Genomic DNA, 14,671 nt, shown 5'->3' on the forward strand with positions numbered 1-14,671 from the left:
CGGTTCACCCCGTTACCGGATAGCGTCGCGCGCCGGCCTCGGCCGCTTCGATCGTGGTTTCAATGAACCGCACCGCCGTTTCAAGCCCTTTCTCCTCCGAAAGGATCTTGCCGATGGTCTTGGCATTGGCGGCCATCGCCTTGTTATTGGTCAGCTCGAACAGGGCTTTGGCCAGGATTTCGGGGGTTATGGCACGCAGCCGCACCGGCGCCGGTCCACATCCAAGCGCTCGGACCCGGCGCCCCCAATAGCGCTGGTCGTAGGCCTGGGGCACGGTGAAAGTCGGTTTGCCCGCCCGGAGGCCCGCGGCGGTTGTGCCGGCACCGCCATGGTGCACGACGGCCGAAACCAGCGGAAACAGCTTGTCATGCGGCGCCTCGGCAACGGCAAATACCGTATTGGGCAGGTCGGCGGGGTTAATGCCCCCCCAGCCCCGCGCCACGATGGCTCGTCCACCCCATTGCTCCAACGCCGAGCGCAGCAATTGGGTATTGCGTTCGGCACCGAAAGGCATCGAGCCGAACCCGATATAGACAGGTGGCGGCCCGGCATCGAGAAAAGCCTGTAGTTCGGGGGATGGCGTCCAGCCGCTGATGTCGTCCAGAAACCAAAACCCCGTTACCACCGCCGTTTGCGGCCAGTCACGCGGCCGCGGGGAAACAGTGGCCGAAAAATTGTAGAGCGTGGGGATATTGTTGCCATTGCTGTCCTTGAACAGCCCGCCGCGCTTACGTGGCCCCAGCCCCATCAACTGCTTGCGCACCCGGTCGCGCGGCATGTCGTAATAGGCCTGCTGCAGATTCATCGAGATATAGCTGAGCTTGTTGAAGGTCGGGCCCAGATCGGGGACCTCATAGGCGCAGATCGGAAATTCGCGGGTCGGGTTGAGCGGCTGCATCGCCGTCATGATGACAGGGATGTCCAGAGCTTCGGCAATGTCGATGCCGAAACTGGTATTGATGTTGACCACAATGGCGTCAGCGCCTTGGGACATCGCCCAGGCGTTGCGCGCGGCGCGTTCAACCAGTGCCTGGCCTTCCCGCAACAGGGCAGGGAAGTGGTGCAGTTTCATTTGGCTGATGGCGTTGTCGAATCGGGATTCTTGCAACCAATCCTGAATCTTGGTGCCCAGGCTGTGGAATTCGACGCCGTGCGACGTCACCAATTCCTCAAAATCGGCATTCGTACCCAGAACGACATCATGGCCGTCATCCTTCAGCGCCTTGGCCAGCGCCAGATAGGGGCGAACATCACCCGAAGTGCCGATTGTTGCGATTGCGACGCGTTTTCCCATCCACCTACCCGAACAGCCTTGGCCGCGCTACGGCCGACACAGTCGTTAGATGTAAAGGCCCGCTGGCATTTACAAGACGTGTCGGAGGCCATAATAAGACGCTAACCACGTCGGGTGGTATCAGAAGTCATTTCTGAAGGGCAAGAGACATGGCGTCGCCGTTCACTATTGCATGGTTTGGAGCTTGGCTCGCCGGCAATCCGGTGGCGGCCAATTGCGCGGCCGCGGCGAACGCCCGATAGCTCTTCCCATATGGCCCAGGGCGGCCGGGAAGAGCCGAATAGATTTGTCCCCGGTCCAGTAGGACCGCTTAACCCGTATAAAACCATAATTCCGCGATAATCTGCCTCAAGATGAGTGAGGCGTGGCGTTTTGCGCGTCGCGGCCAGTTTCAGGCCCGCAGGGCCAACCGAGGATCACATGAGCGAAGTCTTCCATCGCATCCGCCGCCTTCCCCCTTACGTGTTTGAACACATCAATCCGATCAAGGCCAAGGCACGCGCCGAGGGCGTAGACATTATCGACCTGGGCATGGGCAATCCCGATTTGCCGACCCCTGAGCATATCGTCAACAAGCTCAAGGAGACCGTGCTCGATCCGCGCACGCACCGCTATTCGACGTCAAAGGGCATTCCTGGCCTGCGCAAGGCCCAGGCCAGCTATTATGGCCGCCGCTTTGGCGTGAAACTCAATCCCGACACGCAAGTTGTGGCCACGCTCGGCTCCAAGGAAGGTTTCGCCAATATGGCGCAGGCCATCACGGCGCCGGGCGACGTGGTGCTGGTGCCCAACCCGACCTATCCTATCCATTCCTTCGGCTTCATCATGTCGGGCGGCGTCGTGCGCTCTATGCCCGCCGATCCGAATGAAGACTTTATGCGTTCGTTGGACCGCGCGGTGCGTCACTCGATCCCCAAGCCGATTGCGCTGGTTCTGAACTATCCGGCCAACCCCACCGCTTACACTGCCGATCTCGATTTTTACACCGAGGTCGTCAAATATTGTAAGGCCAACGACATCTTCATCCTGTCCGATCTCGCCTATTCCGAGATCTATTTTGACGATACGCCGCCGCCATCGGTGCTGCAGGTGCCCGGCGCCATGGACATAGCGGTCGAGTTCACGTCCATGTCCAAGACCTATTCCATGCCGGGCTGGCGCGTTGGCTTTGCCGTCGGCAATGAACGCCTCATTGCAGCTTTGGCGCGTGTGAAATCCTATCTCGACTACGGGGCCTTCACGCCCATCCAGGTCGCCGCCGTTGCCGCCTTGAATGGTTCGGATGAAGTCGTCGATGAAGTGCGCAAGATCTATAAGCATCGCCGCGACGTCATGGTGGAAAGCTTTGGTCGTTCCGGCTGGAACATTCCCGTGCCGCGCGCCACTATGTTCGCCTGGGCACCAATTCCGGATCAGTTTGCCCATCTCGGCTCGCTCGAATTCGCCAAGCTTCTGGTCCAGGAAACCGGCGTTGCCGTGGCCCCGGGCGTTGGCTTCGGCGAGTATGGCGATCAATATATTCGCCTCGCCTTTGTCGAGAATGAACAGCGCATCCGCCAGGCCGCCCGCAACGTCAAGAAGCTGCTCGGCTCCAAGGCCGGGCAGGGCAATGTCGTTCCGCTTAAGGCATAGCTGACTAATAATACATGACAATTGTGATCACCTTTTGTATGGAGGACCACCTCCAATCAAAGGGTGATCGATGTCTTTCCGCTCCTTGTTTCTATCGCTGGCCATAGGCCTCGGCCTGGCTGGTGCCGCCTACGCGCAGTCCTTTCCAGTCACCATTGCTCACGCCTACGGCGAGACCATCATTCCCGCCAAGCCGCAACGCATTGTCACGTGGGGCTGGGCCGCACAGGACGCCGTGATCGCGCTGGGCGAGGTTCCAGTCGGCATTCCCCATTTCAGCTATGGTGGTGATGAGAACGGCGCGCTGACCTGGACCAAGCAAGCCGTCTCTGAGCTTGGCGCCGACTTTCCGACTATCTTGCCCGACGGATTTGACGCCCCCGTAGAGGCCATTGCGGCCCTGCAGCCTGATCTCATCATCGCTGTCTATTCCGGTCTCACGGCTGAGGAATACGGACTTCTCAGCGGCATCGCGCCGGTGGTTGCTTTCCCGGAAACGGCGTGGAGCACGCCCTGGCAACAGACCATAACCATCACCGGCGAAGCCATGGGCAAGAAGACTGAAGCCGAAGCTCTGGTGGCCGAACTGGAACAATTCATCGTTGACGAAACGGCAAAATACCCCGAAGTCGCTGGCGCCAGCTTTGCCACGATTGCCCAATACAACGGCGAAGTGGCTGTTTATGCCGATCTCGATAGCCGGGTGAAGTTCCTCGTTGACGCGGGCATGGTGTCCGCCCCCAGTGTTGCCAAGCTGTCCCAAGGTGAAAGCTTCTTCTATTCCCTCAGTTTCGAGAGCTTCGAAGAGCTCACCGCCGACGCCTTGATCTCTTACTTCGAGAGCCCGGAAGCCGACGCTGAATTCTTCAGCAATCCGGTCATTGCTCTACACCCGCAGGTGCAGGAGGGAGCCGTAGCCCACATTATCGGTGCCGAATTCATCAATGCTATCTCCCCGCCCAGCGCCCTGTCACTGAAATGGGGCTATCCGCAATACATCAAGCTGATCGCCGAAGCGGTAAGGGCCGGTCAGACAGAATAGGCGGATCATCGGGCCGGTCCTGCGATCGGCCCATTTCCCGTAAGAACTCCTATTGACGGCTAGGCAATTTCCTATGCACATGTCGCCCACCATGAGCGATATTCAGTCTTTCCGCCAAGCCGTCGAGTCTTTCATCTCCGCAAGAGGTTGGACGCCAACCCGTTTCGGCCGCATCGTAGCCGGCGATCCGCTGTTCGTTTTCGATCTCCGCGATGGCCGCGAGCCACGCAGCGAAACCCGTACCCGCATCCTCAAGGCCATGGCCGAACTGGGCGATACGGACCGTCAGGCGCCGCTGCGCGTCGGGGTGGCCGGACTGGGTAATGTCGGCGCGACGCTGGTCCGCATCCTGCAAAAGGATGGCGCGGAGCTAACGCGTAAACTGGGCCGCCAGCTCGAGGTCGTCGCTGTTGCCGCCCGCTCTCGCTCGCGGGACCGTGGCATCGATATTTCCGGCCTGGAATGGTTTGACGACCCGGTGGCACTGGCCAAATGGGATGGCATCGATCTGTTCGTGGAATTGATCGGTGGCGAGGATGGGCCGGCCTTCGCGGCGGTCAAGGCTGCCCTGGAGATCGGTCGACCGGTCGTTACTGCCAACAAAGCTCTGCTCGCCAAGCATGGCGTCACCCTTGCGCGCCTCGCCGAGGAATCGGGTGCGCAACTTGGCTTCGAGGCGGCCGTCGCCGGCGGTATACCGGTCATCAAGACCTTGCGCGAAGGCCTCGGATCGGCCCGGATCGCCAAGGTGTTCGGCATCATGAATGGCACCTGCAACTACATCCTTACCCGCATGGGCAATGAGGGTATCTCCTTTGCCGACTGCCTCAAGGATGCCCAGGCGCTCGGCTATGCCGAGGCCGACCCGACTTTCGATGTGGAGGGTTTCGACACGGCCCACAAGCTGTCCATCCTCTCCACCCTCTGTTTCGGCTATGAGATCGCCCCCGATAAGATGCGGGTCGAAGGCATCTCCAATATCACCCAGCACGATATTCAGGTGGCCGCCGAGCTCGGCTACAAGGTCAAGCTTCTGGGCATTGCCGAGCGCACCAATGGGGGCATCGAGCAGCGCGTCCATCCCACCTTCGTGCCCAAGGGCAGCGCCATTGCCGGCGTCGACGGGGTTATGAACGCGGTCGCGCTCGAAACCGACCATGTCCATGAACTGCTCCTTGCGGGTCCGGGCGCCGGTGGCCCGCCCACGGCCTCTTCGGTCCTCTCCGATATTCTCGATATTGCCCGCGGCACCCGCGTGCCACCCTTGGGCGTTCCGAGCGACGAGCTTTTGCCCTATCGCGAAGCGCCGCACCGCGCACATGAGGGTGGCTTCTATATTCGCCTCAATGCCAAGGACGTACCGGGCGCCCTGGCTGCCATCGCCATGCGCATGGGGGAAAAGTCTATTTCCATAGATTCTGTCATTCAGCGGTCCGATCTCGGTGCCAAGGCTATCGCGCCGGATGGGTCGCCGGCCCGTACGGTGGTGCTGATTACCCAACAGACTTTAGAGGCATCGGTGCGCGAAGCGCTTGCACAGATCGCCGATGACGGGTTCATAGTCGGCGAACCACAATTGATACGCATAGAGAAGCTCTGATCGGACTGACGGGCTTCAGGGGGGATTATGAAGCTCAGCAAGGTCGAAGACAGCAAACACCCCGCCAATCTGCACCGCACCCTCACGCTTGAAATGGTGCGCGTCACTGAACGCGCCGCTATCGCGGCGGCCGAATGGCGCGGTAAGGGCGATGAGAAGGCCGCTGATGAAGCTGCCGTCGCCGCGATGAAGGCGGAGCTGGATCAGGTTGCCATTTCCGGCCGCATCGTCATCGGCGAGGGCGAACAGTTCGAGTGCGACGATCTTTATGTCGGCCAGTCGGTCGGGGAGGGGCAGGGGCCCGAGGTCGATATTGCCGTCGATCCGCTCGAAGGCGTCACCCTTTGCGCCAAGAATCAGCCTGATTCCTTGGTGGTTCTGGCCATGGCCGAACGTGGTGGACTGCTCAACGTGGCCCGCAATGTCTATATGCACAAGATCGCCATCGGTGCCGACTATCCGCCCGAAACGATCAATATCGAATGGTCGGCAACCGAGAACGTCAAGTCGCTGGCCAGGGCCAAGGGCGTGCCGATCTCCGAAATCACGGCTATCGTGCTGGATCGCCCCCGTCACGGCGGTCTGCTCGAGGAACTGCGCACTGCTGGCGTTTCGGTCAAGCTACTGAGCGACGGCGACATTGCCGGGGTCATCCACGCCGTCAACACCATCGACACAGGCATTGATATATATCTTGGTTCTGGCGGCGCGCCTGAAGGCGTTCTCGCCGCAGCGGCCCTCAGATGCATCGGCGGCCATATGCAGGGCAAGCTCATCCTCGACACACCGGACAAGCGCCTGCACGCCAGTGAAATGGGCATTGCCGACCCCAACCGCATCTATGATGTCACCGAACTGGCCGCGGGCGATGTCCTTTTCTCCGCGACAGGCGTTACCGATGGCTCCCTGGCTGAAGGCGTTCGGCTGCGCCGCGGTTGGGTTGAAACCAGTACAGTCGTCATGCGCTCCTGGAGCCAGACCACGCGCTGGATCAAGGCGCGGCACGCGCGGTGACAGGCCGAGGGGATATCCTTTTGGCGGCGGTGAAAAAGGCCGATCAAGGATAGATGACGCCTTTCCCGCCACATCCCCTTCCCACCCTGCCTAAAATCCCCTAACGCTCGCTCATGCCCGAAACACCGCGCCCATTCCTCGACATCACCCAATCGGTCACCGGCCGTGCCTGGGTGGATCGGCTGGACAGCGCGGCTGCGCGCAACGCTACGGCCATTGGTCAGCGCACCGGCATTCCCGACATTCTGGCGCGCATAATGGCCGGACGCGGTGTCGGGCTCGACGAGGCCGAGACATATCTCGAACCCACAATTCGTACATTGATGCCGGATCCCTCGACCATGACCGCCATGGACGATCTGGCTGAGCGCCTGGCAAGGGCTATCGCCGACAATGAATCGGTCGGCCTGTTTGGCGATTACGACGTCGACGGAGCCTGTTCCTGCGCTCTCATGGCCCGCTATCTTCGGCATTTCGGCCTCGACCCGCAGGTGCATATTCCTGACCGCATCTTTGAAGGTTACGGCCCCAATGTCGCCGCCATGGACAAGCTTATCGATGCCGGTGCCACCCTCATCGTCACGCTTGACTGCGGCACGACCAGCGATGGACCCATTGCTCATGCCCGGGATCGTGGTGTCGATGTCCTGGTCATCGATCACCATCTTTCCGATCACGGCCTGCCGCCAGCGACTGCGCTGGTCAATCCCAATCGCCCGGACGACATATCCGGCCTCGGCTATCTCTGCGCGGCCGGTGTGACCTTCATGGTGCTGGTGGCCGTCAATCGCGCCTTGCGAAACCGTGGCGATACAAGTCTGCCCGATTTGCTCAAGCTGCTCGACCTGGTGGCGCTGGCGACAGTGTGTGATGTCGTTCCTCTAATTGGGCTGAACAGAGCCTTCGTTACCCGTGGCCTGGAGGTCGCACGCCGCGGCGAGCGGCCTGGTCTTGCCGCGCTCGCCTTGGCCGCCCGCGCCAGCGGCCCGCTCAACCCCTATCACTTGGGTTTTCTCATTGGTCCCAGGATCAATGCTGGCGGACGCATTGGTGATGCGGCGCTCGGCACGCGCCTATTGGCACTGGATGACGAGCACCAGGCCATGGTCATTGCGGCCCAGCTCGACGAGCTCAATAGCGAGCGGCAGCGCATAGAGGTCGAGGCGGTGGAGCAGGCCGCCGCCGCCGCCGAGGCCGAAATCGGCAGCGGCGACGGCCCTCCGGTTCTCGTCATGGCTTCGGCGGATTGGCATCCGGGCGTCGTGGGGTTGATCGCGGCACGACTGCGCGAGCGTTTTGATCGCCCCAGTTTCGCCATCGCTTTAAATCCCGATGGCACCGGCACCGGTTCGGGCCGCTCGGTTCCTGGCGTCGATCTGGGCAGCGCAGTTATCAAGGCGGTCGAATCGGGGCTCATTCCCAAAGGCGGCGGTCACGCCATGGCCGCTGGCGTCTCGCTGCGCGACGGCGATATTGGCCCGTTCCGTGCCTTCCTGGCCGAAGCGCTGGGCCCGGGCGTTGCAGCGGCCCGCGCAGCGTCGGCACTCAAGATTGACGCCGCCCTTACAGCGCGTGGCGCTACCGTCGAATTGCTCCATAATCTTGAGCGGGCCGGACCTTTTGGCGCCGGCAATCCCACGCCGGTTTTTGCTTTTCCGGCCCATCGGGTCCGTTTTCCGCAGATTGTGGGCAAGGGCGGTCACATCAGTTTCTCGCTGACCTCCGGCGATGGCGCGCGTCTCAAAGCGATCGCCTTCCGCGCCGCGGGTACGCCGCTGGGCGATGTACTGATGCGTGACAACGATCAGCCTTTGCATTGTGCCGGGGGGCTGTCGATAGACCACTATCAGGGCCGTGAGCAGCCGCAGTTTCGGTTGATCGACATCGCCCGCCCGCCGCATTGAACGGGCAGAGACGCAATCCCATATCGCAGATGGAACAGGTCGCGATCAGCGGCAGGCGCATCGTCGAAACACGATTGGCGGCTTGCATATCCGATTGTGACAGCTAAACTATATTCCGGTGTCCTGTGGGCGGCGACGCCTCCCCGACCGAACCGATCTAACGCCAATGCCTGGCGACGGGCCCGTGCTGCGCCGCCTTTTGTTTAGATAGTTGGACCAAGCGGCAAATGACAAAAGCAGCCGTCGATCAATCGCAGACCGGCACTTCTCTGTGGACGCACCTGACTTCCTGGCTGGTGGAACAAGTTGGCGTTTCGCTTATCGGCAAGCCGATGCACGGCTCGCTGACCGTGATCTTTCCCAATGGGCGCACCCGCACGGTGGGGCAGGGCAATTCAGGCGAGCACGCCACGCTACGCCTCAATAATCTCAATGTTATTTCCGAGGCCATGCAGCGCGGCACGGTGGGTTTTGCTGCCGCCTACATGAACGGCGATATCGAATCGGACGACCTGACGGCCCTGTTCCGCTTCTTCCTGCAAAACCGCGACATGTTCGATGCTGCCGGCAAGGGCTTCTTCCGCCGTGCCGCGGGCGATCTGCATTACCACATTTCGCGCCGCAACACGCTTGAGGGGGCCAAGAAGAACATTGCCGAGCACTATGACCTCGGCAATGACTTCTACGGTCAGTGGCTAGACCCCTCCATGACCTATTCCTCGGCGGTCTTTACCTCGGGTGACCAGAGCCTGGAGGAGGCCCAACTCGCCAAATACCGGCGAGTTGCCGACATGGCCGGCATTACCGAAGGCTCCTCAGTGCTCGAGATCGGCTGCGGCTGGGGCGGCTTCGCGGAAACCGTTGCGCGCGACTACAAGGCCAATCTGCGCGGCATCACACTATCCGCCGAACAGCTCAAATTCGGCCTGGAGCGATTGTCACGGCAGGGGCTCGACCAATATGCCACCCTTGTCTTCGAAGACTATCGCCACACGCAGGGCCAGTTCGACCATATCGGCTCCATCGAGATGATCGAGGCCGTGGGCGAGGATAATTGGCCTAGTTATTTCCAGACCTTGCATGACCGGCTCAAGCCCGGCGGCACCGCGGCCATCCAGGCCATCACCATCCGCGAGGAAGATTTCGACGGCTACCGCTCGGGCCCCGATTTTATCCAGCGCTACATCTTCCCCGGCGGCATGCTGCTGACCAAAACAGTCATGAAGGAATTTGGCGAGCGCTATGGGCTGGTCCTGGAACAGGTCGAGACATTTGGTCAGTCCTATGCCCGCACGCTGCGCCTGTGGCGTGAGCGCTTCCTGGAACGCTGGCCCATGATCGCGCCGCTTGGCTACGACGATTACTTCAAGCGCAAATGGGTCTATTACCTTTCCTATTGCGAGGCCGGATTTGCCGAAGGTTCAATCGATGTCGGCATCTATCAGTATCGGCGTCCCGCCTAGCCGGAGCGAAGCGGCCGGCGGGCGCGGTGCATCCAGGCTAGGGCGCTCCAAATCCTCGCCGACAGCCATAAACATGACTTGACCGCTCATCTTAGCAGGGTTAGGGAACGGCCATTGCTAAAACCTGATGGTCAGAATCATGTTTCGTGTTCCCGCTCTTGTTCTTGCCTTGCTTTCTGCCTCGGTGCTTCCGGTCGCGGCGCAGAGCTGGACCTATACGGGTGGCGATGGGCAGACCGTGACCCTGGACGAGCAACCGGTCCGCATCATCGCGAGCCAGGACGCGGCGGCCGGCCTTATTCCGCTCGGCATCAGGCCGGTCGGCATTTATGCCGATAGCGCCGTCACTGAAGCCAAGGCTTTGCAGGGGCTCGATCTCACCGGCATCGAGATCGTCGGGCAGGCATGGGGCGAAGTGGACATTGAAAAGGCGGCGGCGCTCGAGCCCGACCTGATTGTCGCCGAATTCTGGCCCCTCGAAACGACCTGGTCGGGCGGCGACGATGTCGTTACGGCGCTCGGCCCGCTGGCGCCAATCACTGGCCCGGAACAGGGCGCCTCCATTCTCACCCTCATCCAAGACTACGAGGCCCTGGCGCAAAGCTTGGGCGCTGATTTATCCGCCCCGGAAATCGCTACCGAAAAGGCGGGCTTTGAAACTGCTCTGGGCGACTTCAAGTCAGCTCTAGCCGCCAAGCCTGGTCTGACCGCCCTGGCAGTCTGGGCCGGAGAAGATGCACTCTACGTGGCTGCCACCGAGGGCGCGTCCGAACTGATGGATTTTGCCAATTGGGGCCTCGATCTGATCGATCCGGAAGTTGCGGATGACCGCGGCTATTGGGAAACGCTGTCCTGGGAGCACGCCGACAAATATCAACCTGACCTGATCATGGTGGACAACCGCTCCGCTACGACCATGGAAACGGCGCTGGCCCAGCCGACCTGGACGCTGATGAAGGCTGCCGGAGCCGGTCAGGTCACCGACTGGCCCGCCTTCTGGCTACGTAACTACGCCGCCTATGCCGACGCGCTCACTGAACTGACCGCAGCGATCAACGCGGCCGCCCCTGATTTGGCTCCCTGATTATTAGGAATGGCGGCGACAGTAGGCAATCGCGCGACTAAGGCGGCCCGGCTGACATTTGGGCTGCTGCTGCTTGGCCTGATTTTGTCAGTCATTGCTCTGCTCTCGCTGACTATAGGCGCTCGCGCCATTCCTCTCGAAAATGTCTGGGTGGCGCTCATCGCTTTCGATCCCAACGCGGCCGAGCACCGCATCATCTGGGACCTGCGTCTCCCGCGGACCATTGTGGGTCTCATGGTCGGCGCCGCGCTCGGTCTGGCCGGTGGAGTGTTGCAGGGCGCAACCCGCAATCCCTTGGCCGATCCATCCATTCTTGGCATCCACGCAGGCGCCTCTCTGGCCGTTGTCTTGGGCGTTGCCCTTTTGGGCATGAGCCATCTCTCGACCTATGTTTGGCTTGCGTTCGCCGGGGCGGGGGTCGCCATGTTGGTTGTGTATTCTGTGGCCGCATTGGGCCGCGAAGGCGCAACACCAATCAAGCTCGCCTTGGCTGGTGCCGCCATCACCGCCGTTCTCCAGTCCATCATCAACGCCGTGCTACTCACCAGCCCGCGCACGCTCGACGAAGTCCGTTTCTGGCAGGTTGGCTCGCTGTCTGGGCGCACCTTGGACATTGCCCTGCAGGTGGCACCTTTTCTTTTTGTCGGCGCCGTATTGGCCCTGGCAACAGCGCGCTTGCTGGACGGTCTCTCCATGGGTGACGACATTGCCCAGGCCCTCGGCCAGCGCATTGGCCTTTCGCGCGGTCTGGCTGGGCTTGCCGCCGTCATCCTCGCCGGCGCCAGCACCGCGGCCGCAGGCCCCATTGCCTTTGTGGGACTTACCGTGCCGCATATGGCTCGCGCCATTACCGGCCCCGCTTATCGCTGGATTTTGCCCTATTCCATGCTGCTGGCGCCCATCCTGCTGCTCGGTGCCGACGTGCTGGGCCGTGTCATCGCTCCGCCCGGCGAAGTGCAGGTGGGCATCGTGACCGCTTTTCTGGGCGCGCCGTTCTTCATCGCGCTGGTCCGGCGCCGCAAACTGGCCGCGCTATGAGCGTGCTTCCCGACGTCTCGCGCATTGTTGCGGTCCGCCAGTCGGAAGCTACACGCCGCACCGTCGTCTCGCTGGGCCTGGTGGCTGCGCTGCTGGCAGCCTTCGTGCTGGCCCTTTACCTTGGCGATTTTCCGGTGCCGCCTTCAGGCATCGTTCAGTCGCTGCTTTCGCCATTCACTGGCCTCGCCGATCGCGGCGTCGATTTCATCGTTCTGCAGGTCCGCCTGCCGCGGGCCATTCTGGCTATCCTGTCCGGCGGCGCCTTCGCCCTCGCCGGAATCATTTTCCAAACACTTCTGCGTAACCCCTTGGCCAGTCCCGATATTATCGGCATCGCCCATGGTGCCAGCGCCGCCGCCGTCTTCTGTATCATCACTCTGGGCTGGTCGGGCGTGGCCGTGTCCTTCGGCGCCTTTGGCGGTGCGGTTCTCACGGCCCTGGCCATTTATCTCCTCGCCTGGCGCAATGGCGTTACCGCCTTCCGTGTTGTCCTGATCGGCATCGGCATGGCGGCCATGCTCGCCGCCACCATTTCCTATCTGTTCACCCGCGCTCGTCTTAACGAGGTGCAACAGGCCATGGCCTGGCTCGTGGGCAGCCTCAATGCTGCGCGCCCCGGCGACTCTATTGTCTTGGCTGGCGCCATGCTGGTCTTGGTGCCACTATTGATCGGGCTGGTGCGCGTCCTCGACGCGATGGAACTGGGCGAAGATACTGCGCGCGCCCTCGGCGCGCCGGTCGAATGGACCCGCCTTGGCCTGATGCTGGTGGCCGTGGGTTTTGCCGCATTCGCTACCGCCGCTGTCGGACCGGTCGGATTTGTCGCCTTCGTTTCGGGCCCGTTGGCGCGCGGCCTGCTCAAAGGGGCAGGGCGCGGCTTTCCGCAAGCGGCGCTGATGGGCGCCCTGGTCATGCTGCTCTCGGATTTACTGGCCCAACATCTTTTGCCATCGGTGCAATTGCCCGTCGGTGTCGTCACGGGCGCCTGTGGCGCTCTCTTCCTGCTATGGCTGTTGATGGCCTCAGGCCGGTCCGGCCGCGTCAACTGATTTCGGGATCTGACCATGTCTGCAAATCACCAGCTTCTCGCCGCCGGCCTCGATCTTGCCTATGGCGAACGCCAGATAGTCTCGAGCCTCGATCTGACCCTGCCGCCTGGCAAGCTCACAGCCATCGTCGGCGCCAACGCTTGCGGCAAGTCCACGTTGCTACGAGGTCTGGCCCGCCTGCTGATACCGACGCGTGGCGCTGTCTATCTCGATGGCAAGCCCATCCATCAATTGCCGACACGCGATGTTGCAACCGTGCTCGGTGTCCTGCCGCAAAGCCCCGTCGCTCCAGACGCCATTTCCGTGACAGATCTGGTGGGCCGTGGCCGCTATCCACACCAGGGCTGGTTTCGTCGTTGGACGCCTGAAGACGACGCGGCTGTTGCCGAGGCGCTGGTCGCCACCGACACTGCCGAACTGGCCGATCGCCCTGTTGACGAGCTCTCCGGTGGTCAGCGCCAGCGCGTCTGGATTGCCATGGCTTTGGCGCAGCAAACCGATCTGCTTCTGCTCGACGAACCCACGACTTTTCTCGACATCAATCACCAGGTGGAAGTGCTTGACCTGCTGACCGACCTCGTCAGGCATCGCGGCCGTACCGTGGTCGTGGTGCTGCATGATTTGAACCTTGCCTGCCGCTATGCCGACCACCTTGTGGCCATGAAGGCGGGCAAAATCGTCGCGGCGGGCCGGCCTATAGACGTGGTCACCCAGGCCGTCGTGAAAGACGTTTTCGGCATGACCTCGCATATTATGCTCGATCCGGTCTCCAACACGCCGATGATCGTGCCTATTGGCCGGCACCATGTCGAAAAGGCGGCGGCCTGAACGTGTCTGCAGGGTCGCTAGCTCGACAATCTATCGATCCACCGCGCCACTTCACTTGCCATGGTTCGCAAATGGTCCGCCGCAGAATAGCCGGAAATGGTCTTGCGTGGTTTGAGGTCATGGTCGCCATCCTCCAGCCAGATAAGTCCGATCTGCGACGACAGCTCATAGTGCGCAACCTCGTCCCTGGTGCCGAACTCGTCCCGCGCGCCTTGAATGAGCAGGGCAGGGGTTCGCAGGCCCTCCAGATGCGCTGTCCGTAATTGCTCCGGCTTGCCGAGCGGATGAAACGGATAACCAAGGCATGCTAGGCCCGCAATACGTCCCGCCGCAAAGAGCTCGTCGGCTATCATGCTCGCCACCCGGCCGCCCATCGACTTACCGCCGATGATCAATGGGCCATTCGTCCGCCCGAGTTCATATACAGCGGCTCGATATTCCGGCATCAATTTCTCGGCCTTGGGCGGCGGCTTGCGTCCGTCACCGCTCCGCCGAGCGGCCATATAGCCGAATTCGAACCGTGCGATCCGGAGGCCCTGCTCGGCCAGAGCCTTGGCGGCGGCAGTCATCGATGCAGAGTCCATGGGCGCTCCGGCGCCATGCGCCAACAGCAAGGTTGCCGCCGCCTCTTCCGGGCCGTCAAAGAGAAATTCTATTGCCATGTCCTCTCAGCCCTCGGCCGGTCCCTGCGGTCGTCCATCCATCGCCCGGTCTGGTGTGCCA

12 protein-coding genes are annotated in these 14,671 nt (G+C 61.7%); 10 read left to right on the top strand and 2 right to left on the bottom strand.

Features of this window, described 5'->3' with window-relative positions; all coding sequences use genetic code 11:
- Positions 1-4: 4 nt before the first annotated feature.
- A complete protein-coding gene (locus V8Z65_RS06895; protein ID WP_338723404.1) occupies positions 5-1,294 on the bottom strand; it encodes a glycosyltransferase in 1,290 nt (429 codons plus the stop codon).
- A 420-nt stretch (positions 1,295-1,714) separates the two neighbouring features.
- On the opposite strand from V8Z65_RS06895, the gene V8Z65_RS06900 reads away from it, so the two are divergent.
- The 10 genes from V8Z65_RS06900 (at position 1,715) to V8Z65_RS06945 (ending at position 13,948) form a co-directional block, all read left to right on the top strand.
- Positions 1,715-2,926 carry an LL-diaminopimelate aminotransferase gene (locus V8Z65_RS06900; protein WP_338723405.1) on the top strand — a complete coding sequence of 404 codons (1,212 nt, stop codon included), beginning with the start codon at positions 1,715-1,717 and terminating at the stop codon, positions 2,924-2,926.
- A 70-nt stretch (positions 2,927-2,996) separates the two neighbouring features.
- Positions 2,997-3,968: an ABC transporter substrate-binding protein gene (locus V8Z65_RS06905; RefSeq protein WP_338723406.1), complete on the top strand. Its 972-nt coding sequence runs from the start codon at positions 2,997-2,999 to the stop codon at positions 3,966-3,968.
- A gap of 259 nt (positions 3,969-4,227) precedes the next feature.
- Positions 4,228-5,568, top strand: coding sequence for a homoserine dehydrogenase (locus V8Z65_RS06910; protein ID WP_338723971.1), 1,341 nt, complete (start codon positions 4,228-4,230; stop codon positions 5,566-5,568).
- A gap of 27 nt (positions 5,569-5,595) precedes the next feature.
- Entirely contained in the window at positions 5,596-6,582 is a 987-nt protein-coding gene (gene glpX / locus V8Z65_RS06915; RefSeq protein WP_338723407.1) for a class II fructose-bisphosphatase, read from the top strand.
- A gap of 113 nt (positions 6,583-6,695) precedes the next feature.
- Positions 6,696-8,486: a single-stranded-DNA-specific exonuclease RecJ gene (gene recJ, locus V8Z65_RS06920; RefSeq protein WP_338723409.1), complete on the top strand. Its 1,791-nt coding sequence runs from the start codon at positions 6,696-6,698 to the stop codon at positions 8,484-8,486.
- A gap of 227 nt (positions 8,487-8,713) precedes the next feature.
- A complete protein-coding gene (locus V8Z65_RS06925; protein WP_338723411.1) occupies positions 8,714-9,949 on the top strand; it encodes a cyclopropane-fatty-acyl-phospholipid synthase family protein in 1,236 nt (411 codons plus the stop codon).
- Between the two features lie 139 nt (positions 9,950-10,088).
- Complete coding sequence (locus V8Z65_RS06930) at positions 10,089-11,033, top strand: ABC transporter substrate-binding protein (RefSeq protein WP_338723412.1); 945 nt, start codon at positions 10,089-10,091, stop codon at positions 11,031-11,033.
- A gap of 9 nt (positions 11,034-11,042) precedes the next feature.
- Complete coding sequence (locus tag V8Z65_RS06935) at positions 11,043-12,071, top strand: iron chelate uptake ABC transporter family permease subunit (protein ID WP_338723413.1); 1,029 nt, start codon at positions 11,043-11,045, stop codon at positions 12,069-12,071.
- Complete coding sequence (locus V8Z65_RS06940) at positions 12,068-13,120, top strand: iron chelate uptake ABC transporter family permease subunit (protein WP_338723414.1); 1,053 nt, start codon at positions 12,068-12,070, stop codon at positions 13,118-13,120. The genes V8Z65_RS06935 and V8Z65_RS06940 overlap by 4 nt, the downstream gene beginning before the upstream one ends.
- A 15-nt stretch (positions 13,121-13,135) precedes the next feature.
- On the top strand, positions 13,136-13,948 hold the full coding sequence (locus tag V8Z65_RS06945; protein WP_338723415.1) for an ABC transporter ATP-binding protein: 813 nt from the start codon (positions 13,136-13,138) through the stop codon (positions 13,946-13,948).
- A 17-nt stretch (positions 13,949-13,965) separates the two neighbouring features.
- Here V8Z65_RS06945 and V8Z65_RS06950 read toward each other — a convergent pair whose 3' ends face one another.
- The gene (locus V8Z65_RS06950; RefSeq protein ID WP_338723416.1) at positions 13,966-14,610 is read right to left on the bottom strand and encodes an alpha/beta family hydrolase; all 645 of its coding nucleotides are present in this window, start codon (positions 14,608-14,610) and stop codon (positions 13,966-13,968) included.
- Positions 14,611-14,671 lie beyond the last annotated feature (61 nt).

The sequence above is a fragment of the Devosia sp. XK-2 genome (genome assembly GCF_037113415.1).
Classification (GTDB): domain Bacteria; phylum Pseudomonadota; class Alphaproteobacteria; order Rhizobiales; family Devosiaceae; genus Devosia.